At 72.3% G+C, this 25741-nt stretch carries 21 protein-coding genes and 1 pseudogene; 15 read left to right on the top strand and 7 right to left on the bottom strand.

Annotation, left to right across the window (positions count from 1 at the left end; genetic code table 11):
- Positions 1-28: 28 nt before the first annotated feature.
- Positions 29-991: a glycosyltransferase family 2 protein gene (locus ACWY4P_RS05830; RefSeq protein ID WP_456212829.1), complete on the top strand. Its 963-nt coding sequence runs from the start codon at positions 29-31 to the stop codon at positions 989-991.
- Positions 992-1014: 23 nt separating this feature from the next.
- A pseudogene (locus ACWY4P_RS05825) lies at positions 1015-1365 on the top strand (GtrA family protein); the annotation flags it as partial.
- A 463-nt stretch (positions 1366-1828) separates the two neighbouring features.
- On the opposite strand, the gene ACWY4P_RS05820 reads toward ACWY4P_RS05825, so the two are convergent.
- Together ACWY4P_RS05820 and ACWY4P_RS05815 are read right to left on the bottom strand one after the other, a co-directional pair.
- Positions 1829-2479, bottom strand: coding sequence for a response regulator (locus ACWY4P_RS05820; protein WP_456209047.1), 651 nt, complete (start codon positions 2477-2479; stop codon positions 1829-1831).
- A gap of 1 nt (position 2480) precedes the next feature.
- Complete coding sequence (locus tag ACWY4P_RS05815) at positions 2481-3740, bottom strand: sensor histidine kinase (protein WP_456209046.1); 1260 nt, start codon at positions 3738-3740, stop codon at positions 2481-2483.
- Between the two features lie 102 nt (positions 3741-3842).
- Here ACWY4P_RS05815 and ACWY4P_RS05810 point away from each other — a divergent pair, with 102 nt between their 5' ends.
- The 13 genes from ACWY4P_RS05810 to ACWY4P_RS05750 all read left to right on the top strand — a co-directional run bounded on the left by ACWY4P_RS05810 (position 3843) and on the right by ACWY4P_RS05750 (position 19943).
- Complete coding sequence (locus ACWY4P_RS05810) at positions 3843-4754, top strand: ABC transporter ATP-binding protein (protein ID WP_456209045.1); 912 nt, start codon at positions 3843-3845, stop codon at positions 4752-4754.
- On the top strand, positions 4751-5542 hold the full coding sequence (locus ACWY4P_RS05805; RefSeq protein WP_456209044.1) for an ABC transporter permease: 792 nt from the start codon (positions 4751-4753) through the stop codon (positions 5540-5542). The genes ACWY4P_RS05810 and ACWY4P_RS05805 overlap by 4 nt, the downstream gene beginning before the upstream one ends.
- Positions 5543-5558: 16 nt before the next feature.
- Positions 5559-6161 (top strand): GNAT family N-acetyltransferase, encoded by a 603-nt coding sequence (locus ACWY4P_RS05800; protein WP_456209043.1) that lies wholly within the window; start codon positions 5559-5561, stop codon positions 6159-6161.
- A gap of 34 nt (positions 6162-6195) precedes the next feature.
- Entirely contained in the window at positions 6196-7692 is a 1497-nt protein-coding gene (locus ACWY4P_RS05795; RefSeq protein ID WP_456209042.1) for an ABC transporter substrate-binding protein, read from the top strand.
- 47 nt (positions 7693-7739) lie between these two features.
- Positions 7740-9716, top strand: a complete 1977-nt coding sequence (locus tag ACWY4P_RS05790) for an ABC transporter permease subunit (RefSeq protein WP_456209041.1) — start codon at positions 7740-7742, stop codon at positions 9714-9716.
- A complete protein-coding gene (locus ACWY4P_RS05785; protein ID WP_456209040.1) occupies positions 9713-10996 on the top strand; it encodes an MFS transporter in 1284 nt (427 codons plus the stop codon). The genes ACWY4P_RS05790 and ACWY4P_RS05785 overlap by 4 nt, the downstream gene beginning before the upstream one ends.
- A 92-nt stretch (positions 10997-11088) precedes the next feature.
- The gene (locus ACWY4P_RS05780) at positions 11089-11169 is read left to right on the top strand and encodes a putative leader peptide (protein WP_361723878.1); all 81 of its coding nucleotides are present in this window, start codon (positions 11089-11091) and stop codon (positions 11167-11169) included.
- 255 nt (positions 11170-11424) lie between these two features.
- The gene (gene ssuE, locus ACWY4P_RS05775) at positions 11425-11979 is read left to right on the top strand and encodes an NADPH-dependent FMN reductase (RefSeq protein ID WP_456209039.1); all 555 of its coding nucleotides are present in this window, start codon (positions 11425-11427) and stop codon (positions 11977-11979) included.
- A 71-nt stretch (positions 11980-12050) separates the two neighbouring features.
- Positions 12051-13205, top strand: a complete 1155-nt coding sequence (locus tag ACWY4P_RS05770; RefSeq protein WP_456209038.1) for an LLM class flavin-dependent oxidoreductase — start codon at positions 12051-12053, stop codon at positions 13203-13205.
- A gap of 161 nt (positions 13206-13366) precedes the next feature.
- Positions 13367-18037 (top strand): putative T7SS-secreted protein, encoded by a 4671-nt coding sequence (locus tag ACWY4P_RS05765; protein WP_456209037.1) that lies wholly within the window; start codon positions 13367-13369, stop codon positions 18035-18037.
- 26 nt (positions 18038-18063) lie between these two features.
- Positions 18064-18822 (top strand): hypothetical protein, encoded by a 759-nt coding sequence (locus ACWY4P_RS05760; protein ID WP_456209036.1) that lies wholly within the window; start codon positions 18064-18066, stop codon positions 18820-18822.
- Between the two features lie 114 nt (positions 18823-18936).
- Positions 18937-19410: a nuclear transport factor 2 family protein gene (locus ACWY4P_RS05755; RefSeq protein ID WP_456209035.1), complete on the top strand. Its 474-nt coding sequence runs from the start codon at positions 18937-18939 to the stop codon at positions 19408-19410.
- A gap of 128 nt (positions 19411-19538) precedes the next feature.
- Positions 19539-19943 (top strand): VOC family protein, encoded by a 405-nt coding sequence (locus ACWY4P_RS05750; RefSeq protein WP_456209034.1) that lies wholly within the window; start codon positions 19539-19541, stop codon positions 19941-19943.
- Between the two features lie 76 nt (positions 19944-20019).
- Here the strand turns inward: ACWY4P_RS05750 and ACWY4P_RS05745 are convergent, their stop codons facing one another.
- Genes ACWY4P_RS05745 through ACWY4P_RS05725 form a run of 5 tightly spaced genes read right to left on the bottom strand, consistent with a single transcriptional unit; the run spans position 20020 to position 25282 of the window.
- Positions 20020-20772: a DUF6182 family protein gene (locus ACWY4P_RS05745; protein WP_456209033.1), complete on the bottom strand. Its 753-nt coding sequence runs from the start codon at positions 20770-20772 to the stop codon at positions 20020-20022.
- The gene (locus ACWY4P_RS05740) at positions 20769-22046 is read right to left on the bottom strand and encodes a hypothetical protein (RefSeq protein ID WP_456209032.1); all 1278 of its coding nucleotides are present in this window, start codon (positions 22044-22046) and stop codon (positions 20769-20771) included. The genes ACWY4P_RS05745 and ACWY4P_RS05740 overlap by 4 nt, the downstream gene beginning before the upstream one ends.
- Positions 22043-22903 (bottom strand): class I SAM-dependent methyltransferase, encoded by an 861-nt coding sequence (locus ACWY4P_RS05735; RefSeq protein WP_456209031.1) that lies wholly within the window; start codon positions 22901-22903, stop codon positions 22043-22045. The genes ACWY4P_RS05740 and ACWY4P_RS05735 overlap by 4 nt, the downstream gene beginning before the upstream one ends.
- Positions 22900-24651, bottom strand: a complete 1752-nt coding sequence (locus tag ACWY4P_RS05730) for a GH3 family domain-containing protein (RefSeq protein ID WP_456209030.1) — start codon at positions 24649-24651, stop codon at positions 22900-22902. The genes ACWY4P_RS05735 and ACWY4P_RS05730 overlap by 4 nt, the downstream gene beginning before the upstream one ends.
- Positions 24638-25282 (bottom strand): hypothetical protein, encoded by a 645-nt coding sequence (locus tag ACWY4P_RS05725; protein WP_456209029.1) that lies wholly within the window; start codon positions 25280-25282, stop codon positions 24638-24640. The genes ACWY4P_RS05730 and ACWY4P_RS05725 overlap by 14 nt, the downstream gene beginning before the upstream one ends.
- Positions 25283-25741 lie beyond the last annotated feature (459 nt).

The raw sequence follows: 25741 nt of genomic DNA, 5'->3' as shown, positions 1-25741 counted from the left end.
CGCCCGCGAATTCAGCACGGGGGAGACCATGCTCATTTCCATCGTCGTACCCTGCTACAACGAAGAAGCAGTGATCGACCGTTTTCATGAACACCTCACCCGGGAACTCACGGCGGTCGATCACGATTTTGAATTCGTTTATGTGGACGATGGCAGCAAGGACCGCACGCTTTCTCTGCTGAAAAAACTGGCCGAAACCGATCCCCGGGCCCGCTACGTCTCCTTCAGCCGCAATTTCGGCAAGGAAGCGGCGATGCTGGCCGGGCTGCGGTACGCCTCCGGCGACGCCGTCGTCATCATGGACGCCGATCTACAGCACCCGCCGGAGCTGGTCAAGCGCATGGTGGAGCTGCACGCCCAGGGCCATGACCAGGTCATCGCCAAGCGCACCCGCGACGGCGACCGGGTCACCCGGGTCCTCACCGCCCGCGCCTACTACCGGCTCATCAACCGCTTCGTCGATGTGGAGCTGGTCGACGGCGTCGGCGACTTCCGGCTGCTGTCCCGGCGTGCGGTGGACGCCGTGCTGGAGCTGACCGAGTACAACCGCTTCTCCAAGGGGCTGTTCGCCTGGGTGGGCTTCCCGAGCGTGACCTTCGAGTACGAGAACGCCGTACGCGAGGAGGGCCGCAGCAAGTGGACCTTCGGCCAACTGCTCAACTACGGGGCCGACGGGCTGATCTCCTTCAACAACAAGCCACTGCGCGCCGCGGTCTACCTCGGCCTGATGCTGTTGTCGGTGGCCGCGCTGTACGCGGCGTGGATCGTGGGCAGCGCGGCGGTCAACGGGGTCGACACCCCTGGCTATGTCACCCTCCTCGTCGTCATCACCGCGCTGGCCGGCGTCCAGATGGTCATGGTCGGAGTGATCGGCGAGTACATCGGCCGCATCTACTACGAGGTCAAGCGGCGCCCCCACTTCCTGGTACAGTCCACCAACGCCGTCCCCACCGCCCCGTTCAAGGACCAGCTGAAGGACCTCGTCCGGTGACGCCTCGCCCAGTATTCGGCCAGCTGCTGAGATTCGGCCTGGTGGGTGTCGTCAACACCGCCACGTACTACCTCATGTACCTGGGCTTTCTGCCCTGGCTGCCGTATCTGGTGGCCCATGTCGCCGCCTTCGCCCTCAGCACGGTCGGCTCGTTCCTCCTCAACTCCTGGTTCACCTACCGCACCCGCCCGACCTGGCGTAAGTTCCTGCTCTTCCCCCTGACCACGGCCGTCAACTTCGTCGTCACCACCGGCGGGGTCTATGTCCTCGTCGATCTCCTGCACTTCGGGGACCGGGCGGCCCCGCTGATGGCCGCGGCGGTGGCCGTGCCGTTCACCTTTGTGCTGTCCAGGACGATCATGCTCGGCCCCGCTTCCCGGGGGCCCGCCGAAGACCCGGTGCCGCGCGTGTACGAGATCCGCGTCCACGGCTGCGCGAGCACCGAGGAGGCCCTCGCCCTGCAGGAGCCGATCGCCCGCCTGCTGTGCCCGGACCACGAGCACGACGGCCCGTGCGAGGTGCCCTGGGGCTTCACCCTCGCCGGTGACGATCGGGCCGAGGACGACGGCGCCACGGTGCTCGTGCTCGGCGTCTGCACCTCCGGTGCGCGGGCGGCGGAGGTGGCCGACCGGGTGCGCGCGGCCTTCGGCGAGACACGCCCGGTCGACCTGGAGGAGGGTGACGCCGAGCGGTTCGAGACGCTGGTGGAGCAGTACCGGATCGAGAGCGGGTCCCGCGGGGTCTAGCCCTTCTGGTCTGGCGGATCTCCGTGGGAGTCTCTGGCGGATCTCCGTGCGAGAAGGACCGTGGGGCCTCGCCCGGGCGCGCCCGACCGGGTCAGTCGGTCGGGCCCGCGTCGCGGGCCAGCAGGGCGGCCTGGACCCGGTTCGAGCAGCCCAGCTTGGCCAGGACACGGCTCACATACGTCTTGATGGTCTTCTCGCTCATGTGCAGCTCCCGGCCGATCTCGGCGTTGGACATGCCCTCGGCCACCAGGCGCAGCACCTGCCACTCGCGTTCGGTGAGCGCCGCCAGGCGCTCCGCGGCCTCCCGGCGGCGCCCGGCCGCGACCGGGGTGATCAGGTCGAGCACCGGGCGGGTCACCGCCGGGGACAGATAGGCCTCGCCGCCGTGTGCCGCGCGCACCGCGCGGATCAGCTCGTCGGGCGTGCAGTTCTTCAGCACGAATCCCGCCGCGCCACTCTGCAGCGCCCGTAGCACATTCGGCTCGGCCCCGAACGCCGTCAGCACCACCGTGCGCAGCGCGGGCGCCTGCCGCCGCAGTTCCTCCAGCGCGCTCAGCCCGTCCAGCAGCGGCATGTTGATGTCGACCAGGGCCACATCCACGCGGTGCCGGAGCGCCTCGGCCACGGCCGCCCGGCCGTGCTCCGCCACCGCGACCACCTCGATGTCGGGCGCCGACTCCAGTACGGTGCGGATACCGGCCCTGATCAGCGGCTCGTCGTCGGCCACCAGCACCCTGATCACCTCAGCCCACCCCCAGCAGCATGCCGACCGGCAGCACCACGAACATCACGGCGGCGGTGGCGAATCCGAGCGCGACGGTGCGCAGGCCCCCGACCCGAATGTCGCTGTCATCGCCGTCGGGGTCGCGGTCGAGGGCCGGGACGTCGTCGGCGAGGGTGTCCGGGGCGGTCGGCACCATCGCCACCAGCCGGAAACCGTCGTCCGACAGCCGGTGATCGACGAACCCGCCGACCTGCCGCATCCGTTCCGCCAAACCCCGCAGCCCGTGTCCGCCGCCCGCCTCGCCAAGGTCCCGCGGTTCGTCCGCGACCGGGTTGACCACGGTGACCAGCAGCGCGTCCGGCTCCCAGGTGACGCACACCGTCACCGGGCGGCCCGGGGCGTGCCTGGCCGCGTTGGTCAGCCCCTCCTCGACCACCCGGTACACCGCCTCCCCGGCCGCCGGGGGCAGCGGACGGGGTTTCCCGCCGCGCCGCAGCGCCACTGGCACCCCGGCCGCCCGGAACTCCGCCACGACCTCGTCGATCGCCTCCGCTCCGGGTGCCCGGGCGGCCGTCTCGTCCGTCCCCCGCAGCGCCCCGACCAGTTCGTGCAGCTCGTCCATGGCGCCGCGCGCCGTCCCGGCCAACTGCCGGACGGCCTCCCGCTGCCCCGGCGGCAGCTCGGCCACCTCCAGCGCTGCGGCCTGAACCGACACCAGGCTGAGCCGGCGGCCCAGGGAGTCGTGCATGTCCCGGGCGATCCGCAGCCGTATCCGCAGCCGCTCCCGCTCGGCCAGCAGCTCCCGCTCCCGGCGCAGCCGCCGGTTGCGCCGGCCCAGCTCCGCCACCAGCCGCCGATGCTGCGCCAGATACCGGCCGACGAGCAGCGGCAGCGCCACGAACACCACAAAGACCGAGATCAGTTGCGGTCCGGCGGGCGCGTCCGCCGGCCAGGCCGCGAGCCGTACCGCGATCCAGCCGAGCGCGGCACCCGCCACCTGGGCCGCGTCCCGCCCGGCCACCGCGCGGTGTCCTGCCCCGTAGGCGGCCCACAGCAGCAGGACGTACGAGCCCCCGGTCAGCGCGGCCAGCAGCAGGGCCGCCGTGAAGGCCGCCGCGGGGGCCCGCTCGCCCAGCGCGACCACACCGGCCACGGCGAGCGCGTACCCCACGGCGGCCCAGGGGAGCGGGCCGCCGTGGCGCGCGGCCATGAACAGCGCGGTGTCCGTCACGACCACGGCGGCGGCCAGAAGAGGTCGGCCCAGGGGCAGCAGGCTCATGGCAGCAGGCTAAGGCCTCAACTGCGCTGTCTACTTTGGTCGCCGCGATCGGCGACTTTCGACCACAGCCCCGCACCGGGCCCGGTTCCTAACGTGAACGGCGTGATCGAAGTGCGCGACCTCAGCAAGAAGTACGGGACCACCACCGCGGTCGACGGGTTGTCCTTCATCGTGCGGCCCGGCCAGGTGACCGGATTCCTCGGGCCGAACGGGGCGGGAAAGTCCACCACGATGCGGATGATGCTGGACCTCGACCGCCCCACCAGGGGCCATGTCCTCATCGACGGCGACCGCTACCGGCGCCTCCCCGATCCGCTGCGCCGGGTCGGGGCGCTGCTGGAGGCCGGGGCGGTGCACGGCGGCCGCAGCGTGTACGACACGCTGCGGTGGTCGGCGCGCAGCAACCGGATCCCCGAAGCGCGGGTGCGCGAGGTGCTGGAGCTGGTCGGGCTGGCGGGCGTGGCCCGTCAGCGGGCCAAAAGCCTCTCGCTCGGCATGGCCCAGCGGCTGGGCATCGCCGCGGCGCTGCTCGGCGATCCGCCGGTGCTCCTGTTCGACGAGCCCGTCAACGGCCTTGACCCCGAGGGGATCCTCTGGATCCGCAATCTCATGAAGGATCTGGCCGCGGAGGGCCGGACGGTGTTCGTCTCCAGCCATCTGATGAGCGAGATGGCGCTCACCGCGGAACACCTCATCGTGATCGGGCGCGGCAGGCTGCTCGCGGACACCACCGTGAGCGAGTTCATCGAGGCCAACTCCCGCTCCTGTGTGGTGATCCGCACGCCCGAGCTGGAGCGGATGCGTGCCGCGCTGGCGGGTGTGGGCGTCCGGGTGGAGCGGGCGGCCGACGGGGCGCTGGAGGCGTACGGGACGCGGGCCGCGGCGGTCGGCGAGCTGGCGGCGGCCCAGGGCTTGACGGTTCACGAGGTGAGCACGCGACAGGCCTCGCTCGAAGAGGCGTTCATGCGGCTCACGGGCGAGGCCGCCGAACACCGGGCGGGGGGTGCGCGATGAGGGACGCGGCCCGTGTGCGCGCGGCCTTCGCCGCCGAGTGGATCAAGATCCGGACCGTCCGTTCGACACTGTGGACCCTGCTGCTGTCCCTCCTCGTCAGCGTCGGTCTCGGCCTCCTCGTCGGCCACTCCATGAGCGAGGGGTTCTCCCGGATGGACCGGGAACGGCAGGAGAACTTCGACCCCGTCGCGGCGGGCTTCCTCGGCCTGACCGTCGGCCAGATCGCGCTCGTCGTGTTCGGTGTGCTGCAGATCGGCGGCGAGTACACCAGCGGTACCATCCGCGCCTCGCTCATGGCGGTGCCGCGCCGGGGGCTGTTCTACGGGGCCAAGGTGGCGGCCACAACGCTGACCGCGCTGGTGTTTTCGCTGTTCACCGTCTACGTCACCTTCTTCGCGGCGCAGTGGGCCCTCGGCCCGCAGGGCATGTCCCTCGGCGACCCCGGCGTGCTGCGCGCGACCCTCGGCGCCTGGGCGTATCTGACGCTGATGTGCGCGTTCTCGATCGGAGTGGCCACGATGCTGCGCAGTACGGCGCTGACACTCGGAATCCTGATCCCGCTGCTCTTCCTCAACTCGCAGGGGCTCGGCAATGTGCCGAAGGTCCGGACGGTCGCGCAGTTCCTGCCCGACCAGGCCGGGGCGGTGATGATGCAGGTGGTGAGGGTGGACGAGTCGTTCATCACGCACCGGGACTTCGGCCCGGGGACCGCGCTGGTGATCCTGCTGGCCTGGACGGCGGCGGCCCTCATCGGGGGCTCCATGGTGCTGCGCCGCCGCGACCCTTGATGCATATGATGTGCAAGTGCATAGTTACCGCATCAGGACGGCCACGCCCGGCGACCTCGACGGTGCCCGGAGCGTGATGCTCGACACCGTGTACCGGGACTTCGGTACGGGGTATGTGCCGCGCTGGCACGGCGACATCGTCGATCCGGAGCGCGCCTACCTCCGGTCCGCGCGGCACACCCTGCTCGTCGCGGTCGACGAGGGCGCCGGGCAGGTCGTCGCCACGGGCGCGCTCGACTCGCGGGGGCCCGCGCATCCGCCCAACCCCCGTGCACTCGCCGAGCGTTACCCCTCGGGGCGGACCGCGCAGCTGCGCCGGGTGTACGTACGGCCCGAGCACCGGCGGCGGGGGCTCGCCCGGCGGTTGGTGGGCCGATTGCTGGACTTCGCGGCGGCGGACGGCGGCTATCGCGCGGTCTATCTGCACACCGATCCCGCCGTGCCCGGCGCCGAGGCCTTCTGGCGGTCACTGGGGGAGGTGGTGTGCGACGAGCGGACGGCGCCCGGCGGCGGGCAGAGCGTCGTGCACTTCGAGGTGCCCATGCGGGCGGCCGCCCAGGAAGTCAATGGCATTAATGGAAATGATAATCATGTAGCCTGGGCGGCGGCCCGCTCGTAAAACCCGCTCGTAGAACTCACGGAGAACGAGGACCATGCGCTTCGCCCGCCGCCGTCAGCTGGCCTTTGGCCTGCTGCTCGCCCCGCTGCTCTCCGGCTGCTTCGCCGCCGACGACAACTCCTCCCCGTCCGGCGCCTCGGCCGGCGCACGGCTGCGCGTCGCGCTCGCCTTCCCGCCCGCCGAGAACTTCTCGCCGTACGGCAGTGACGCCACCCTGCTCAGCCGGCTCGGCGTCACCGAGGGACTGACCCGGCTGGACGCCAACGGCGCCGCGTCCCCCGCGCTCGCCGAGTCGTGGCGTCAGGAGAGCGAGCACGCCTGGCTGTTCACTCTGCGCGAGGCCCACTTCCAGGACGGGACCGACCTCACCCCGGCCACGGTCGCCACCGCTCTCACCCACGCCGCCGGGGCCGACCCCGCCCCCGCCGCGCTCTCCGGGGTGAAGCTCACCGCCGAACCCGTCGGGAAGCGGCAGGTCCGCGTCACCACCGCCGACCCCGACCCCGCGCTGCCGCTGCGGCTGTCCAGCCCGAGCCTGGCCGTGCTGTCCGCCAAGGCGTACCGGACGAAGGGCACCGTCAACCCGGCCGGCACCGCCACCGGACCGTATCTGCTCACCAAGGCCGGCGGCGGCAACCGGGCCACCCTGAACCGCTTCGACGACTACTGGGGCGGCCGGGCCCATGCCACCGGCATCGACGCGCGGTTCATCGCCGACGGCACGGCCCGCACCAACGCCCTGCGCACCGGCGAGGTGGACATCGCCGAAGCGGTGCCGGTCGCCCAGACCTCCTCCCTCGACAAGGGCACCGCCCGCGAACTGGCCACCGCACGCACCACCAGCCTCCTGCTGAACACCCGCTCCGGCCCCTTCAAGGACCCGAAGGTGCGGGCCGCCGCCCGGGAGGCGGTCGACACCTCGGTCCTCGCCAAGGACGTGTACGAGGGCCACGCCGACCGCGGCCAAGGCGTGTTCGGGCCCGCCCTGACCTGGGCGGCCGGCAAACGTGAGGAACCGAAGGGGCGGGCACGGGCCGCGCGCGTCCACGGCACCGCCATCACCCTCGCCACCTACGACAACCGGCCCGAGCTGCCCGAGGTCGCGCAGGTGCTGCAACAGCAGTTGAAGAAGGCCGGGTTCACCGTCACGGTGGAGGTGCGTGAGTCCTCGCGGATCGAAGGCGACGCGCTGGCCGGCAAGTTCGACGCGTTCATCGGCGCGCGCAACACCATGCTCGACACCGGCGACCCGGTCTCCGTCCTCGCCAGCGACTTCACCTGCGACGGCAGCTACAACCTGGCGCTGCTGTGCGACAAGCGGGTCGACCGGGCGGTCTCCGAGGCCGAGTCCACCGCCGACCCCGCGAAGCGCCAGGACGCGGCGATGGCGGCGGAGGCCGAGGTCCTGCGCACGGACGCGACCGTCCCGCTCGTACACCAGCGGATCGTCCACGGCGTCCGCAGCGCGGTCCACGGCGTGCTCCTCGACCCGTACGAGCGCACCCTCATCGGCCCCGGGACCCGGCGCTGAGCGCCATACGCCGCGGCGCCCCGGCGGGCGCGCTGTGGCGCGTCACCGTGGCCGCCGCCCTGCTGTGCGGCATCGGCCTGCTGCCGTGGCTCTCCCGCACCGACCCCGCGCGCACCGTGCTGGAGGCACGGTCGGCCGAACGCGACCCCGCCCCCGAGGTGCTGGCCGCCGTACGCGGCGAACTCGGGCTCGACGCCGGGCCCGTACACCTGCTCGGCCAGTGGCTCGGCGGGCTGCCGCGCGGCGACGCCGGCCACTCCTGGATCTCGGGCGAGGCAGTGCTGCCCGCCGTCACCACGGCCCTCGGCGCCTCGCTGCTGCTCATGGCAGCGGCCCTGGCCGTCGCCGTGGTCACCGCCGCCGCGGTGTGCGCGCGCACCCTGAGGCGAGGTCCGGTCCGGGCGACCTTCGTGGCCGTGACATCAGCTTCCCCCAGCTACCGCTGGGCGGTGCCCCCTGACGCCGCGGGGCCCGTGGCGTCTGGTGCCGTAGCTCGCAAGGCGGAGGGGCGTCCTCGTACCGGGCCGCTGCGGTCGGTATACCGCTGCCGCGGCGTGGCGGACGCCCCCACAACGCCGAAAGGCGCGGTGCCAGGCGTCACGGGCCCGCGAAGGCCGCCCGGACGGGGCCTGGGAGCGCGGCGCGGGCTCGCCGGGCGGCGCACCGGTGGCGCGGCGGCGATGCTCGCCGCGCTGCCCGAGTTCCTGACCGCCTCCGTCCTGGCCACCGTGGTCGGGGTACAGCTCGGGTGGCTGCCCGCGCTCGGCTGGTACGGGCCGCGCTGGCTCGTCCTGCCCGCGCTGGCCATCGGCCTGCCCACCGGGGCGCTGCTCGGCCGGATGCTCGACGACGCGCTGCCCGGCGCCTTCGCCGAGCCCTGGGCGCGGGCCGCCGCCGCCCGGGGCATCCCGGGCCGGCGCATCGCCCGGCACGCGCTGCGCCGGTGCGTCCCCGGACTGCTGCCCAACCTCGGGCTGTTCGTGGTCGGTCTCACCGGCGGCGCCGTCGCCGTGGAGCAGATCTTCGACATACCCGGGCTCGGCCGGCTCACCCTGGAGGCCGCCATCGCCCAGGACCTGCCCGTGCTCCAGGCCGGCACGCTCGCCCTGGTGGCGCTCGCCGCGGCCGCGGGCGGCCTGGCCCGGCTCGCGGGCCGCGCCCTGCTCGGACCCGCGCTGCGCGACGGCGCGCTGGTCACCCTGCACCGGGCCACCGCCCCCGAGCGCCGCACGCTTCCGCTGCTCTACGGCGCGCTGCTGCTCGGCGTCATCGCCCTCGGCCTGGCCCGCGACCCGCTTGCCCTGGACACCGCCGCCCGGCTCGAGCCCCCGTCCTGGGCGCACCCGTTCGGCACCGACGCGCTGGGCCGCGACCTGCTGGCCCGGGTCGGACACGGCGCGCTCACCACCCTCGCCCTCGCGCTCGCGGTCAGCGCCGCGGCGCTGCTGGCCGGGGTGGCGCTCGGACTGGTGCCACGGCTGTCCGAGGCCCTCGTCGACACCGTCAACGCCGTACCGGCCGTGCTCGCCGGACTCCTCGTCACCGGCGTCACGGGCGGCGGCCCCGCCACGCCCGCGCTCGCCGTGGCCGTGGTCGCCTGGGCCCCGCTGGCCGCGCACACCTCCGCCCTGCTGCGGCAGGAGCTCGCCACCACCCACCTCGCCGCCACCCGCGCGCTCGGCGCCGGACGGCTGCACATACTGCGGCGCGCCCTGCTGCCCGCCGTGCTGCCACCGGTGACCCGGCACGCGCTGCTGCGGCTGCCCTCGGTGGCGCTCGCCCTCGCCTCCCTCGGCTTCCTCGGCCTCGGCGCCCAGCCGCCGTCCCCCGAATGGGGCCTGCTGCTGGCCGAGAACCACCCGTACGCCGAGCGCGCCCCCTGGGCGGTGCTGGCCCCCGCCGCGATGCTCGCCGTCCTCGGGGCGCTGGCGGTGACCGCGGCCGACGGGGTGCGGTGGCCGTGGCCGGGCCGCGCCCGGCGCGGCGACCGGGCGCCCTCCGCGGCGCGGGAGCAGGCCCGATGACCGGCGCCCCCGCCCGGGTGCCCGCTGCCGCGGCCCGACCCTGGCGGCGGCGCGGCGGACTGCCGTCACTGCCGCCCCTGTTGCGGCTGCTGATCTGGACCCAGCTGGCCTTCAACATCGGCTTCTACGCGGTCCTGCCCTTCCTCGCGGAGCACTTGGGCACCGCCATCGGCATGGCCGGCTGGCTGGTCGGCCTGGTGCTGGGCCTGCGCACCTTCAGCCAGCAGGGGCTGTTCGTGGTGGGCGGGGCCCTGGCCGACCGCTACGGCATCCGGCCGGTGGTGCTGGCGGGCTGCGCGCTGCGGATCGCGGGTTTCGTGTGGCTGGGTTGGGCGGAGCGCACCTGGGCGGTCATCGGCGCGGTGCTGCTGATCGGCTTCGCGGCCGCGCTGTTCTCGCCCGCCGTGGAGTCCGAGGTGGCCCGCCAGGCGGTGGGCTGGGAGAAGGCGGGGGGCGGGCCCCGCACCCGCGTCCTGGCGCTGTTCACCGTCGCCGGGCAGGCCGGCGCGTTCGCCGGACCGCTGCTGGGCGCTCTCCTGCTGGCCGTGGACTTCCGCACCGTATGCCTCGCCGGGGCGGCGGTCTTCGTCCTCGTCCTGGCCGGACATCTGCGGCTGCTGCCCCGGCGCATCCCCGGCCGCGCCCCCGACAAGGGCTCGGCTCCCGGGGACAACCGGCCCCCGGGCGGGGTACGGGCGCTGCTGCGCAACCGGCGCTTTCTCGCGCTGTGCCTGGCGTACGGCGTCTACTTGCTGGCGTACAACCAGCTCTACCTCGCCCTGCCCCTGGAAGTGGAGCGCGCGGCGGGCTCCCAGGCCCCGCTGGCCTGGCTGTTCGCCCTCTCCTCGGCGCTGGTCGTGACCGCCCAGCTGCCCATCACCCGCTGGGCGGCCGCCCGGCTGGACCTGCGCCGCTCCATGGCGGCCGGACTGCTGCTCATCTCCGCGGGCTTCGCCGCCGTGGCCGCCGCCCGCCCCGCCGCCTGGACGGGTACCGCCGGGCTGCTCCCGTCGGCGGGCCTCGTCGTACTGCTCACCCTCGGCCAAATGCTGCTCGCCCCGGCCGCCCGGGCCTGGGTGCCCGACTTCGCCGACGAGGGCAGGCTCGGCCTCTACACCGGCGCGCTGTCGTCCGTCTCCGGCCTGGTCGTCCTGGCCGGCGGCGCGGCGACCGGCTCGCTGCTCGACGCGGGGCTGCCGGCCGCGGTCCCCTGGCTGGTGCTCGCGGCGCTCCCGGTGGCGGCGGTCGCCCTGCTGCCGGCGCACACGGCGAGCGAGTAGAAGCGAGTAGAAGCGAGTAGAGCGGTCCGGGATATGGAATCCGGCTGGGACCTCCTTGACCCGATGTACTCGCCACTGATTTGATCGATGACATGAAGCGACAGGACCTCACGCGGCGGCGCCACGTCGATCTCCTGCGTGTCTCGAGCGCATTCTGTTGCCGTCGGGTCTGAGCGAGCCCGCCAACATCCCTGAGCGTCCCCGCCGCCTTGCCCTTGAGGCCTCGCGGCCGCGCGCCACTCGGCTACGACGTTTCCACCGCCGCGACTCGACCGTCGCGAGGTCACGGCCGGCACGTCAAGGCCGTGATGCGGGTCGCCGTACGCCCGTGACGCCGTACGCCCATGATGCCCTGTCAATCGCTCTCGCGCCCTGACCGGCCGACCGGCCGGACCACCGCATCGCACCACCTCCCCGAAGGGTCCGCCATGGCCACCGTCCTGTCCGTTTCCGGAAGCCCCTCCGCCACCTCCCGCACCGCGCGGCTGCTGCGCCACCTGGACGCCCGGCTGGAGCGGCACGGACACGAGGTGATACCGCTGGACGTCCGTACACTCCCGGCCACCGCCCTGCTCGGCGCCGACTTCGCACACCCGGCCGTCGTCCGGGCCGCCGCCCTGTTCGCGCGCGCGGACGGCATCGTCATCGGCACGCCCATCTACAAGGCCGCCTACTCCGGCCTGCTGAAGTCCCTGCTGGACCTGCTCCCGCAGTACGCCCTCGAAGGCAAGACCGTGCTCCCGCTGGCCACCGGCGGCACCACGGCCCACGTCCTGGCCATCGACTACGCGCTGCGGCCGGTGCTCAACTCCATGGGCGCCGGACACATCGTCCAGGGCTGGTTCACCCTCGACAAGGACCTCCAGGTCGGGCCGGACGGCAGCCTCACCGTCGCCCCCGGCTCCGCCGAAGCCCTCGCCCAGGTCGTCGACGGGTTCTCCCTCGCGCTCGGCGGCACCCCGCTGCTCGCCGCCGCCGGCTGACACCGCCCGAACGGCCCCGGCGCCCCCACTGCCCGTGCCGGCCGCACGCCACCTTGAACGGAGTTCCTCACGTGAGTCTCACTTTCCACTGGTTTCTGCCCACCAATGGCGACAGCCGCCATGTCGTCGGCGGTGGCCATGGCTCCCCGGCCACCGCGTCCGGCGGTGACCGGCCACCGACCGTGGGTTACCTCTCCCAGATCGCCCGTGCCGCGGAGGATCTGGGGTTCGTGGGGGCACTGACGCCGACCGGCGCGTGGTGCGAGGACGCCTGGCTGACCACGGCCATGGTCAGCCAGCGCACCGAGCGGCTGAAGTTCCTGGTCGCGTTCCGGCCCGGGTTCCTGTCGCCCACGTTCGCCGCGCAGATGGCCTCCACCTATCAGCGGCAGACGGGCGGGAGGCTGCTGCTGAACGTGGTCACCGGCGGGGAGAGCCGGGAGCAGCGCGCGTACGGGGACTTCCTCGACAAGGACGAGCGGTACGCGCGTACCGGTGAGTTCCTGGGGGTCGTCCGGGACCTGTGGGCGGGTAAGACGGTGGATCTGACGGGTGAGTATCTGCGGGTGGAGGAGGCCAAACTGACCCGGCTGCCCGACCCGGTCCCTCAGGTGTACTTCGGCGGTTCTTCGCCCGCTGCGGGAGTTGTGGCGGCGCGGCACGCGGATGTCTATCTCACCTGGGGCGAGCCGCCGGGTGCGGTGGCGGAGAAGATCGCGTGGGTGCGAGGGCTGGCGGCGGAGGAGGGGCGGAGTCTGCGGTTCGGTATCCGGTTGCATGTCATCACCCGGGACACCGCCGGGCAGGCGTGGGCGGAGGCGCGGCGGCTGCTGGAGGGCTTCGACGAGGAGACGGTGCGGGCGGTGCAGGAGGGCTTGGGCCGCAGTGAGTCCGAGGGGCAGCGGCGGATGCTGGCGCTGCATGGTGGGGGGCGTGACGGCCTGGAGATCCACCCCAATCTGTGGGCCGGTATCGGGCTGGTGCGTGGCGGTGCGGGGACCGCGCTGGTGGGCAGCCATGCCGAGGTCGCGGACCGGATCGCTGAGTATCACGGGCTGGGCATCGACGAGTTCATCCTGTCCGGATACCCGCACCTGGAAGAGGCGTACTGGTTCGGCGAGGGTGTGCTGCCGATCCTGCGCGAGCGAGGCCTATGGAACCACCCCTTCCGCGGCGAAGAGCCGCTCACCGCCCAGCCCCCCTTCGCGGTGTCCGGGAGCTCGTGAGGAACCGCGCGCGGAGTACGGTGTCCCCCAACTGTCGTGGGACGACGGCGTGATCAGGGGATTGACGTGGGCATATCGGGGGACATGGCGCTGCGTGCGCGGCTGGTCGAGGCGAGCCGCCTCGGTCGTTCGGCGGGTCGAGGCCGGGGCGGTGAGGCCTGATGGGATGGGACCTCACGCCCGATTGGTTGGATGACGCGGTCGAGTCGGGCACGGAGGCCGTCGGGGACGGTGTCGAGTGGCTGGGCAACAAGACCGCGGAGGGTCTGGACAAGGTCGGGTGGGAGAGCGGAGCGGACTGGGTCCGTGACAAGTCCCGTTCGGCGGCGAACGCTCTGGGCGCCGATGTCGCCGAGATGCAGCTGGACGAGACCGAGGACCCGAAGAAACTCATCTTCGGCAGCGCCGGCAAGCTCCGGTCCACTGCCACACATCTGCGGGACTTCCAGAAGGCCTTCGACCAGGTCGGCAACGGCCTCAAGGGGCTGGACGCCTCCCACCTCAAGGGCAAGAGCGCGGACGCCTTCCGCGACAAGGTCTCCATCGAGCCGAAGAAGTGGTTCAAGGCCGCCGACGCCTGCGAGAAGGCCGCGGTGGCGCTGGAAGGCTTCGCGGGCACCGTGGAGTGGGCGCAGGGCCAGGCGCGAGAAGCGGTCGAGGCGTACAAGGCGGCGAAGAGGGCGTCGGAGGAGGCGCGGTCGGCCTACAACGGGAAAGTGGACGCGTACAGCGCGGCCGTGGACGCGGGGAAGGACCCCGGCCCGCAGCCGGGGGAGTTTCACGACCCGGGTCCGGAGAAGGCGAAGACCGCTCAGGAGAAGCTGGACGAGGCGCGGCGGCAGCGGAACAGGGCGGAGGAGACGGCAGCCAAGGCGGTGGCGCAGGCGCGGGACGCCGCCCCACCCAAGCCCTCCTACGCCGAACAGGTGGCGGGTGGCCTGCAGGGCATGACCCTGGATCTGGACCACTTCGCCGGGGGTGTGGTGAAGGGGACGGCGGGCCTCGTCGACTTCGTACGCCAGATCAATCCGCTGGACCCGTACAACGTGACCCATCCCGCCGAGTATGTGACCAACCTGAACAGCACCGCGGCCGGGCTGGTCACGCTGGCCAACGACCCCATGGGTGCGGGCAAGAACATGCTCGACGCCTTCGCCAAGGACCCGTCGGAGGGACTGGGCCGCCTGGTGCCCGAGCTGATCGGGACCAAGGGACTCGGCGGCCTCAGGGGCGCCGCCAAGGCTGCCGAGTACGCCCGGCCGCTCTCCAGCGGCGGTGTCCGCGCGGCCCTGCGTAAAGAGGGACCGCACGCGTACGGGCGCGAGGACATGGCGAAAGTCTGCAAGGGCACGGACCCGGTGGACCTGGCGACGGGGAAGATGTTCCTGCCGCAGACGGATGTGGCGCTGCCGGGCGAGCTGCCGCTGGTCTTCCGGCGCCGGGTGGAGTCCGGGTATGCGGCGGGGGGCTGGTTCGGGCCGTCGTGGTCGAGCACGGCCGACCAGCGGCTGGAGATCGACGCCGAGGGCGTCGTGTTCATCAGCGAGGACGGCCTGCTGCTGTCCTATCCGCACCCGGCCCCGGGCCTGGCGACCCTCCCGGTGGCGGGTCCGCGGTGGCCGCTGGAACGGGACGCCGACGGCGACTACACCCTCACCGACCCCGCCACCGGACACACCCGCCACTTCACCGGCCCGGACGGTGGGGGAGACGGAGCCGCCCGACCCACGCGGATCACGGATCGCGCGGGCCACGTCATCACCTTCGACTACGACACCGATGGTGTGCCCACAGGCATCCGCCACAGCGCCGGACACCAGCTCAAGCTGACGGCAACAGCGGGCCGGATCACCGCCCTTCACCTGGCGAGCGCGGCAGAGGACGGCTCGGACCAAGAGCTGCTTCGGTACGGCTACGCCGACGGCAACCTCACCGAGGTCATCAACTCCTCCGGCCGCCCGCTGCGGTTCGAGTACGACGACGAGTGTCGTGTCATCTCCTGGACCGACACCAACGACCGCCGCTACGACTACGTGTACGACAACCGGGACCGGTGTATCGCGGAAGGCGGCGAGGCGGGCCATATAGCGGTCCGTATCGACTACCACGACGCCGACCAGGCGACCGGCCACCGGGTCACGACGGTCACCACGCCCGAAGGCCACATCAGCCGCTACGTCATCGACGATGCCTGCCAGGTGATCGCCGAGACCGACCCCTTGGGCCACACCACCCGCACCACTTACGACCGCCACGGCCGGCCCCAGACCCGCACCGATCCACTCGGCCACACCACCACGTACGCATACGACGAGGCAGGCCACCTCACCACGGTCACCCGCCCCGACGGCCTGGAAGCAAACACCGCCTACAACGCCCTGGGGCTGCCGGTGACCGTCACCGGCCCGGACGGCGCCACCTGGCACAACACCTACGACGAGGCAGGCCGACGCACCAGCGTCACCGACCCGACCGGCCACACCACCCGCTACGCCTACGACGACCGCGGCCACTTGATCGCCATCACCGACGCACTGGGTCAGACCACAGGCGTGCGTTGTGACGCGGCGGGCCTGCCGGTCGAGATCACCGATCCGCTCGGCGCCACCACCCGCTACCGGCGCGACGCCTTCGGCCGTCCGGTGGTCCTCACCGACCCCCTGGGCCACACCACGCACCTGCGGTGGACGGTGGAGGGCAAGCTGGCCGCCCGCACCCATCCGGACGGCACCAGCGAGTCCTGGACGTACGACGGTGAGGGCAACTGCACGCAGAGCGTCGACGCGGCAGGCGGGGTGACCTCGTACGAGTACACCCACTTCGACCTGCTCGCCGCCCGCACCGGCCCGGACGGGCTGCGCTACGCGTTCGCCCACGACACCGCGCTGCGCCTCACCCAGGTCACCAACCCGCAGGGCCTGACCTGGTCCTATGAGTACGACCCGGCGGGCCGTATGGTGTCCGAGACGGACTTCGACGGCCGCACGCTCACCTACACCCACGACGCCGCGGGCCGGCTGACCACCCGTACCAACCCCCTCGGCCAGACCGTGGCCTTCGAGCGCGACGCGCTCGGCCGCACCCTGAGCAAGACCGCCGACGGCCGGACCACCGCCTACGCCTACGACCCCGCCGGCCGCCTCACCTCGGCCACCGGGCCCGACGCCGAGGTGGTCTACCAGCGCGACCGCATGGGCCGCGTCAAATCCGAGATGGTGGGCGGCCGGGTCCTGGCCCACGCGTACGACGCCCTGGGCCGCCGCACCCGCCGCACCACCCCCACCGGCGCCACGACCACGTACGCCTACGACCCGGCGGGCAACCAGACCACCCTCACCACCTCCGGGCACACCCTCGGCTTCGGCCACGACGCCACAGGCCGCGAAACCACCCGCCACATCGACGACACCCTCACCTTCACCCACACCTGGGACCCCCTCGGCCGGCTCACCGCACAGACCCTCACCGGCCCCGCCGCCTCCGACCCCCTCCACCACCGGGCCTACACCTACCGCCCCGACGGCCACCTCACCGCCATCGACGACCACCACACCGGCCCCCGCACCTTCACCCTCGACGACACGGGCCGCGTCACCGCCGTCCAGGCGCGACGCTGGACCGAGAGCTACGCCTACGACGAGGCGGGCAACCAGACCCACGCCACCTGGCCCACCGGCCATCCCGCCCAGGAAGCCACCGGAGACCGCCGCTACACCGGCACCCGGATCATCCGCGCGGGACACGTCCGCTACGAACACGACGAAGCGGGCCGCCTCACCCTGCGCCAGAAGCCCCGCCTCTCCCGCAAGCCCGACACCTGGCGCTACACCTGGGACGCCGAGGACCGCCTGACCACGGTCACCACCCCCGACGGCACGGTGTGGCGCTACCTGTACGACCCCTTCGGCCGCCGCACCGCCAAACAACGCCTCGCCCCCGACGGCCACAGCATCGCCGAGCAGACCGACTTCACCTGGGACGGCCCGACCCTCGCCGAACAGACCACCACCGCACCCGACCTGTCCCACCCCGTCAGCCTCACCTGGGACCATCAGGGCCTGCACCCGGTCGCCCAGACCGAGCGGATCACCGACGCCACCACCCAGCGCGAGATCGACCAGCGGTTCTTCGCGATCGTCACCGACCTCGTCGGCACCCCCACCCACCTCATCGACGAGACCGGCGTCACCGCCTGGCGCACCGAGACCACCCTGTGGGGCACCGCAGCCACGACCGCCGACGGCACCACGGACACCCCCCTCCGCTTCCCCGGCCAGTACTACGACCCGGAAACCGGCTTCCACTACAACCACCATCGCTACTACGACCCCACCACCGCCCGCTACCTCACCCCCGACCCCCTCGGCCTCGCCCCCGCCCCCAACCCCGCCACCTACGTCCACAACCCCACCACCTGGAGCGATCCGCTCGGCCTCACGCCGTGCGAGGAATTCGTCGCGTCCCTGCCGGAGGAGCCGGGGGTCAACTACCTGTATCGCGGGGTGTCCGTGGAGAGCCCCGCCTACCAGGACGCCGTGAACGGAATCGCCCATCCCCGGGGCGGGCACTCCGATATGGTCGCCCACCATCAAGGCGATACGCGGAGCGTCTATACGTCCTGGGCCACGACGCCGGACACGGCGTGGCGTTACGCACGTGGCGCCGCGGAAGGGCGTAGCGATCTTCCAGGCGTGGTCCTTCAGGTCGCGCTTCCGCTCGGGAAACCGGTGTATCCCTCGTTCATGTTCTCCTCGGAGCTGTGGGAGCTGACGGAGCACCTGGTCGAGGGGTCTGTCACCAACGCCAAGGTGTTCCACATTCCGGCATCCTGAAGAGATCCCGGCCCCGTGGAGAGAGCATGGACGAGATGAATCAGGTCGCGATTCCGTCGAGCGCCGCACAACAAGCCTGCGCGCAGCTGGCGCGGCGGGGGTGGGAGTCGGCGCGCCTGGCTCTGGAGGAGTTGGCGCGCCGAAGCGCCGAGCCGGTGAGCGCGCCCCGGGTCGGGGCCGCCACCATGGCGGGGGTGTACGCCCTGCGGAGCGAGCTGATGTCCGGGGAGCCGGGCCGGACCGTCGAGCTGGAGCGGTTCGCCGACGAGCTGGCGCGATGCGGCGAGGACGTCGTCCGCTTCTTCTCCGTGGACCGTGGCGACTGGACCGTCCTCTGCGTGATTTCGGACGACCTCGCGCGGGGAGTGGCCGCCACCGCGGTCCGGGGCGGCGGGCGGCCCGGGCGGAGCGCGGCGGAGGGGGAGCTGTCGGCCGCGGCGGCGGGAGGTTTCTGCGAGGAACTGCTCGCGGACGGCTGGAGCTCGGCGGAGCTGGGTGTTCAGGGGCTCGCCGAGCGGCCGTCCGGCTCCGTTCCGCTGTGGCTGGGAAGCGCGGCGGCCCTGGTGGGCAACTACCGGGCCAGGGCCGAGGAGTACGCGCGGATGTCGAGCCCCCGCCCGACGTACGACCTGGAGCGGTTCGTGGACACGCTGACGGAGCACGGCGAGGGCCGCGTCCGCTTCTTCTCCGTGGATCGCGTGGACTGGACCTTCCTGTGCGTGGTGGCCGGTGACCTTTCGCGCGCGTTGGCCGCCACCGCGATCGGGAGCGCTCCCAGGGCCTGACCCGCCCTTCACCCCTGCCGGCATCGGCTGCGGCGTACTTGCATGAGAACCATCGTTCTCGTAGAGTCCTCCACGGAGGCAGGGAACGATGGTTCTCTCCTGTGAGGAGCTGATATGTCCGAGGAATCCCGTCCCCCATTCCCTCCCTTCACCCGGGGATCCGCCATCGAGAAGGTCCGCGCCGCCGAGGACGGCTGGAACTCCCGCGACCCCGAGAAGGTCGCCCTCGCCTACTCGGTGGACTCCCGCTGGAGGAATCGCGCGGAGTTCGTCAATGGCCGCGAGGAGATCGTCGCGTTTCTGGCCCGCAAATGGCGCAGGGAGCTGGACTACCGGCTGATCAAGGAATTGTGGGCCTTCGACGGCAACCGTATCGCCGTGCGTTTCGCCTATGAGTGCCACGACGACTCGGGCAACTGGTACCGGTCGTACGGCAACGAGAACTGGGAGTTCGACGAGCACGGGCTGATGACGCGCCGCTACGCCTGCATCAACGACCTGCCGATCAAGGAGTCGGAGCGCACGTTCCACTGGCCGCTGGGGCGCCGCCCGGACGACCACCCGGGGCTGAGCGACCTCGGCCTGTGAGGTCCTTGGCGTGCACTCGACGTGCTGGTCGGCCGCCGACTAGGCTCATGAGTACGGCATCGCGTGTCGGTCACCGGCTGGGTGAGGCATGGAGGTGTCCGGGACATGCCTTGTGGAGGCATTCCAAAATGTCAGTCGAGTTGAATCACACCATCGTGCACTCCCGGGACAACCGGGAATCCGCCGAGTTCCTGGCGAACATCCTGGGTCTTGAGGTCGGTGCCGAATGGGGCCCGTTCATCCCCGTGGCCACCAGTAACGGGGTCACTCTGGACTTCGCCACGATCCCGGCCGAGTCCATCACCACGCAGCACTACGCCTTCCTCATCTCCGACGAGGAGTTCGACGAGGCCTTCGGGCGGATCAAGCAGGCGGGGATCACCTACTACGCCGATCCGCACGGGAAGCAGCCGGGAGAGATCAATCACCACCATGGCGGGCGCGGCCTGTACTTCCATGATCCGGCCGGCCATGGCATGGAGATCATCACCCGCCCCTACGGCAGTGACGAGCAGGGATCGTCGGCGTCGTGAGGCGGTGACGTGAGGCGGTGACGTGAAGCGGTGGCCGGCCGCCCGAGCCGGCCACCGCGCTCGCGCGCCGGCCGGCTCACCCCCGCCCCGCGCCCACGGTCTCCTCGGTCAGACAGGCGTACGCCCGCAGCCGGTCTGGGTGCTCCCGCTCCGTGCCGACCCGCAGCGCCGCGTACGGCCCGGCCAGCCCGGCCAGGCGAGGCACCTGGCGGATGATCAGGGTGTCCCCGGGGGCGATCAGACCGTCCAGGACCGCCTCGACGAGTAGATGGTTGAGGTGCACCAGGCAGTCCGCGACCGTGATTCCGGCCGTGGCCACGTACAGCTCGCGCCGCACGGGCGGCCGGTGGCGCGGGCCGATGGCCTCCGGGATCCGGACCGGTGTGTCGGGGCGGGGCGGCAGCCCGCGGGAGCCGTCGAAGAGCTTGAGCAGTCTGCGCAGCCCGGCCGAGGCGCCGGCCGGGGCCGGTCCCGTCCACGCGGCCGAGCCGTCCTCGGCGATGTGGTCGAACCGGACCCGGTCGCCGAGGTTGTCCGGGTTTCCGGCCAGGAAGATCGTGCGGGAGAACGAGCCCCGCCACGCCGCCAGCCGCTCCGGCGCCAGGCCGATGGCGAACTCACAGGTGGCGCGCGTCCACTCGGCGAGCTCGAAGCGGCGTACGACGGACACGGCGAGCAGCCCGTCGGTGTCCGCGAACTCCTGGATCCGGGCCTGCACCTCCGAAAGACCGGTGGCGGTGGACAGATCCACGTCCTCGGCCAGATCGGGGCGGGCGACCCGGACGCGCCGCGCCGCCTCGGCCCGCAGCAGGTCCTGGGAGAGCTTCACAGGAACACCGCCGGCAGCAACTCGCGGACCGGGGCCGGGCGGCGCTTGGCCAGCAGCCCAGAGGTCAGGCGGTACGGGTCGACGTACGTGTGGTCGCCGCGTTGCCGCTCGAGGAAACCGGTCAGCGCCGTCCCCGGCGAACCCGCCTCGCGCTGGTCCGCCTCGCCCTGGTCCGTTTCGGTCAGGGCGGCGTCGGCAGGGGCGCCGGACGACGCGAGCATCCGCTCGGCGCGCACCACGCACTGGCGCAGCAGGTCCGGGCGGAACGACTGCCGGTCGCCCGGCCCGAGCGTGGCGATGAAGTACAGCCGCATGCCGAGCCGCAGCGCCGGGTCGTCGTGGTCCGCGCCCAGGGCCTCGAGCAGCGCGCCCGCCGAGTGGCCGCGCCAGTCGCCGTGGCGCGCGGACCGGATCCGTCCGTCGATGGGCACCCGTCCCACCGGCACCCGCCGCACGACCGGGCCGAGCTCCGACAGCACGCGCTGCAGCAGTTGGTAGTCGGGCTCCAGCTCGCGGTCGTACAGCAGCACCACCTCGTCGTAGCCGGGGACGAGGGGGACCAGCTCACGCAGGGCGCACGCCAGGTAGTTGGGCCGCCCCTGCGCCGTGGCGATCTGCCGCAGCGGCAGCCCGTACCGGGTGGCGTCCAGGTAGACCGGCCCGCCGTAGTCACGCATGTCCAGGCACAGCCCCAGCGGCACCAGGCGGTCGAGCACCTCGTCGAGGGTCATGCCGGGCGGCTGGTGTTCCGTGAGGCCGGGGTCGTGCATCCCGAGCCGCGCGTACTGCGCCGACCACAGCTCCAGGACCCGGGCGCTGGACGGATGCACCCAGCCGTGGTGCTCGATCGCGTCGAGATACGGCCGCAGCGCGGACACCGGGGCCCGGCGGCCGTCGGCGCGGTAGCCGACGTACAGCTCGCCGATCTCCTCCTCGGACAGCTGGGAGTAGTCGGTGTCGCCGAGCGTGTGGTCCAGGTACTCCCAGAAGCCGAGGGTCTGGTCGGTGGGGTGGTACGTGGTGGGGCTGTAGCGGTAGGTGACATCGGCCAGCCGCGCGGTGGCGCGGTACATCACATCGACCCAGAAGAGCCCCTTGAGGTGGCTGGGGGTCAGTGGCTTGCCGGGGGTGATGGTGACCGGCGCGAGCAGGACCCGGGGCCGGCCGGGACGCGGCGCGGCCGGGCCGCCACGGCCACCGGGCAGCGGCGCCGGTCCGTACGGCCGCCCGGGGTCGCCGCGGAGCAGCGGTATCGGTTCCGCGGTCCCGGTCATGCGGCCCGGCTTCCGTGGACCAGGAACACCCTCTCGGCGCCCTCGGCCGTGCGCGGCGGCACGGGGTCCCGCCACCTGCCGTAGTGGGCCGACGGCTGCCCGGGCTGCACCGCCTCGACGGTGAAGCCGTGCCGCCCGAACAGCGCCTCGGGCTCGTCCGTGCCGAACACCCACGGGCAGCCCCAGCCGGCGAACACCTCCAGCAGGCCACGCATGTTCGGGGCGGTCAGCGCCATGTCGTTGACCACGTCCGCGCCGATCCGGCTGCCGGGCGCCGTCACCGCGGCGACCCGCCGCAGCAGCCCGTCGACCTCGGCCTCCGAGAAGTAGTACAGCAGCCCTTCGAAGAGCCAGGTCGAGGGCAGGCCGGGGTCGTAGCCCGCCTCCAGCAGAGCGTCCTCCCAGCCGGGGGCGAGCAGGTCGGCGGGGACCGGGCGGCGGTCGGCGCCGGGCCGCTCGGCGGCCAGCAGCTTCTCCTTGACCTCCAGGACCATCGGCCGGTCGATCTCGAAGAAGCGGACGTGGTCCGGCCACCCCAGCCGGTAGGCCCGCGAGTCCATGCCCGCCGGGGCGAGCACGATCTGGGTCATCGACGGGTCGGCGGCCGCGTTCTGCAGCCAGTCGTCGAAGAACCGGGTGCGGATGGGGTTGAAGTCGAAGGTGCTCGGCACCGTGCGCGGGACCTCACCGTCCGGGAAGGTCGCCGACCGGATCTCGGCCAGCAGCTCGGGGCCCGACTCGCCGACGAGCAGTTGGGCGTACGGGTCGTGGTAGAGCCGGTCGTCCCTGCGGCTCTCCCCGGCCCTGAGCGCGGCGGTGAGCAGACAGGTGCGCTCGATGGCGTCGAGTTGCGTCATGATCGATCTCCTTGCCGGGCGGCCTCGCCGGTGAGCTGCCGCCAGTTCTCGGGGTCCTGTCGGAAAAGCCGGTCCTTGACCTGGGTGGGGCGCACCCCGCGGCCGACGGAGTCCTGCCACTCCTTCAGGAAGGCGTCCCGGTCGAGCCGGAGCAGCTCGGCGGGTCCCAGTCGGCCCGCGGCACGAGCCGCCCGGTAGCCGGCCGACTCGCGGGTGAGCTCGGTGTCGAGCGCCGCGGTGAGCCGCCGTGTCTCGTCGCTGCTCCACGCCGACTCGCCGGCCAGGGCGAACACATACCGGGGCGTCCGGCCGTCGGGGGTCTCCACATGGCACGCGGCGTTGCGCACGGCGAGGCCGGCGCCGCCCAGCGCGGACCGCAGGGCCCGGACGACCTGTGCGTCGCGCAGCCGCTCCCCGGCCACGTCGGAGAGGTTCCTGCGGCCCGCGTACGACAACCGCGGCACGCCGCCGGGCTGGGAGGGCACATCGACCACGCGGACCACATCGCCGCCCGCGTAGCGGTACAGGCCGCCGACATGGCTGTAGATCGCGTGGTACTCCCGGCCCGCCTCCAGCTCGTCAGGCCCGAGCGTCTCCACGTCGGGGCCCAGGTCGCGGTCGGCGTCCACGAACTCGTACACGGAGGCCGTGACGACCAGGCTGCCCGCCGTCGGGTGCCGGTCGAGCGCCACGCCGACCGGGCCCTCGGACGCCGCCACGGGCGCCGGAAGGGCCGTCACCGCGGTGCCGAACTCCTCGCGGAGCAGGGGCAGATACAGCGAGGCGAGGCCGGTGGTCCAGCAGAACAGCAGGCGCATGTTCGGCCAGATGTGGGCGGGCCGTACGGTGCCGAAGTACGCGGCCAGCCGCTCCAGTTCGGCGGCGCGCTCCCGGTTGGGCGAGCGGAACGGATGGCCGCCCAGCGTGCCGTCGCGGACGTCCTTGACGATCCGCGGCCACCACAGCCTCAGCTGGTACGGCACCGCGGCGACCATGGCCGGATTGATCCCGATGACACAGCGGACATCGCTCTCGACGGCCATGCGCAGCCGCAGATACATCTTCTCCATGTGGTCGTCCGCCGCCACCGGCACCGGCAGGACGGCCCAGGGGGCCGAGGTGCCGGGCTCGGCCGACAGGTGCTCGCCGAACATCTTCCCGAAGTCCACCTGGCTGGCGCCGACATGGGGACGCCCGGAGGCGGTGGTCGCGGGTGCGGCGACGGGGTCGTGCTTGAGGTTGAGCACCGCGTCCGGCCGGGTGAGGACGTCCGGGAAGTGTTCGGCCATCGGGGCCCACGCGGCGTAGTAGAACGGGAAGAAGGTGGTGTGCATGAAGCGCGGGGTGACCGGGATCTTCTTGTGCGCGCCCGTGCTGCCGCTGCTGGTGAAGAACACCGCGGGCTGGTCGGCGGTCAGGACGTTCGGCTCGCCCTCGGCCATGCGCTCGATCCACGGCGAAAGCGCCGCGTAGTCCTGGATCGGAACCGCCTTGCGGAGGTCGTCCAGGGTGCGCAGCCGGCCGAAGTCGTGGGCCTTTCCGTAGGCGGTCCCCACGTTGAACGTCAGCAGGTCGGTGAGGACTTCGCGCTGCCGCGCCGCCGGGTCCGAGAACGCCCGCCACAGCCGGTTTCGCTCTTCGAACACGCGCGCCCGGTACTGGTCGAGCCGGTCCTCGGCGGCCGGGGGCTCGGTGTTGGGGGGCTCGGTGTTCGGGGGTTCGGCGGTCGGGGGCTCAGCGGTCTTCATCTGACAACACCTTTCGTATGGCCTGAGCGGTCTGGGCGACATCGCCCTGCGCCCGGATCACCGTGACCGGCAGATGGCTGACCTCGTCGAGCATCAGGCGCCGCAGCTTGGTCTGGTAGGCCGCGAAACCCTTCTGGTCAGGGCGGTCGCCGTAGTACTCCAGCCGGTTGGTGGCCGCGCCGTTGCCGGAGCGGCGCCAGGCCGTGGTGGTGGACACGTCCAGGAACACCACGCGCCGTGGCTGCGGAAAGGAACGCCACCAGGTGAACATCGGGTTGTCCCGCAGCCCGGCGAGCCTGCACTTGGCCAAGATCTTGTAGTAGTACGAGTCAACGAGCGTGGGTAACGACGTGTCGCTCTCCTCAACGCGGTCGCGCAGATGCACCACTGCCGTCTGCAGCAGGCTGGCCGTGAACTCCGGCGAGTAGTCCGTCCCCAGGGACGGGAGCACATCCACTGCCACATCTCTGCGCAGCCGGCCGATCAGCGCGTGGGCGGGCTGAAGAAAACGCTCGTCCGTGGAGATGAGCCGCCAGGACGGAGAGGACCTGGCGAACTCGGACATCACCGAAGACTTTCCGGCGTAGTCCGGCCCCAGAAGGACCGAAAAACCGGGATGGGTCGTTCGCATGATCGGCACTCCTTACGTAGTTGCAGTGCTCGCCACCGCGGTCCGGGCCGCGTGGCGGCGCGCCGATCGGCTGCCGGGGGTGCCGTCCCGGCTGAGTGGGGAAAAGTCAACATCGCCGGGATTGGCGTCCGATCAGGAGGAGCTGGGATGCGGGCGAATGTCCGGAAGTTGAGAGTGGAAAAGCGGAGTGGTGGCCATCGGATCGATACTGACGTCGGATGACACGCCGCCCGCCCGGGCCCGCCGGGGGCAGGTCGATGTCCATATCCTGGTCCGCCCCCTGGCACGGCCGGGGAGAAGGCCGGAAAACCGGACTTCTCCCCGGACTTTTCCCGCTACGGCCAACCCTGCTGCCCGCGAGCCCCGGCGACTAGAGTGATCTACGAGCATCGGGGGACAGGGCTCGGAGGCGAGGGAATGCGGGGGACGGCCTTTTCACACGCGTGCGAGGAGCGGCAG

The organism is Streptomyces sp. LZ34 (assembly GCF_053890475.1).
The sequence above is the reverse complement of the archived record's forward strand: the minus strand, read 5'-3'. Positions and strand labels throughout refer to the sequence as shown.

What these genes read in the sequence shown, in the direction of transcription:
- ACWY4P_RS05735 (WP_456209031.1), bottom strand. Translation starts at nt 22,903, where the DNA reads ATGACGCAACTCGACGCCATCGAGCGCACCTGTCTGCTCACCGCCGCG.
- ACWY4P_RS05805 (WP_456209044.1), top strand. Translation starts at nt 4,751, where the DNA reads ATGAGGGACGCGGCCCGTGTGCGCGCGGCCTTCGCCGCCGAGTGGATC.
- ACWY4P_RS05740 (WP_456209032.1), bottom strand. Translation starts at nt 22,046, where the DNA reads ATGACCGGGACCGCGGAACCGATACCGCTGCTCCGCGGCGACCCCGGG.
- ACWY4P_RS05750 (WP_456209034.1), top strand. Translation starts at nt 19,539, where the DNA reads ATGTCAGTCGAGTTGAATCACACCATCGTGCACTCCCGGGACAACCGG.
- ACWY4P_RS05830 (WP_456212829.1), top strand. Translation starts at nt 29, where the DNA reads ATGCTCATTTCCATCGTCGTACCCTGCTACAACGAAGAAGCAGTGATC.
- ACWY4P_RS05730 (WP_456209030.1), bottom strand. Translation starts at nt 24,651, where the DNA reads ATGAAGACCGCTGAGCCCCCGACCGCCGAACCCCCGAACACCGAGCCC.
- ACWY4P_RS05815 (WP_456209046.1), bottom strand. Translation starts at nt 3,740, where the DNA reads ATGAGCCTGCTGCCCCTGGGCCGACCTCTTCTGGCCGCCGCCGTGGTC.
- ACWY4P_RS05760 (WP_456209036.1), top strand. Translation starts at nt 18,064, where the DNA reads ATGGACGAGATGAATCAGGTCGCGATTCCGTCGAGCGCCGCACAACAA.
- ACWY4P_RS05795 (WP_456209042.1), top strand. Translation starts at nt 6,196, where the DNA reads ATGCGCTTCGCCCGCCGCCGTCAGCTGGCCTTTGGCCTGCTGCTCGCC.
- ACWY4P_RS05755 (WP_456209035.1), top strand. Translation starts at nt 18,937, where the DNA reads ATGTCCGAGGAATCCCGTCCCCCATTCCCTCCCTTCACCCGGGGATCC.
- ssuE (WP_456209039.1), top strand. Translation starts at nt 11,425, where the DNA reads ATGGCCACCGTCCTGTCCGTTTCCGGAAGCCCCTCCGCCACCTCCCGC.
- ACWY4P_RS05765 (WP_456209037.1), top strand. Translation starts at nt 13,367, where the DNA reads ATGGGATGGGACCTCACGCCCGATTGGTTGGATGACGCGGTCGAGTCG.
- ACWY4P_RS05780 (WP_361723878.1), top strand. Translation starts at nt 11,089, where the DNA reads ATGAAGCGACAGGACCTCACGCGGCGGCGCCACGTCGATCTCCTGCGT.
- ACWY4P_RS05785 (WP_456209040.1), top strand. Translation starts at nt 9,713, where the DNA reads ATGACCGGCGCCCCCGCCCGGGTGCCCGCTGCCGCGGCCCGACCCTGG.
- ACWY4P_RS05725 (WP_456209029.1), bottom strand. Translation starts at nt 25,282, where the DNA reads ATGCGAACGACCCATCCCGGTTTTTCGGTCCTTCTGGGGCCGGACTAC.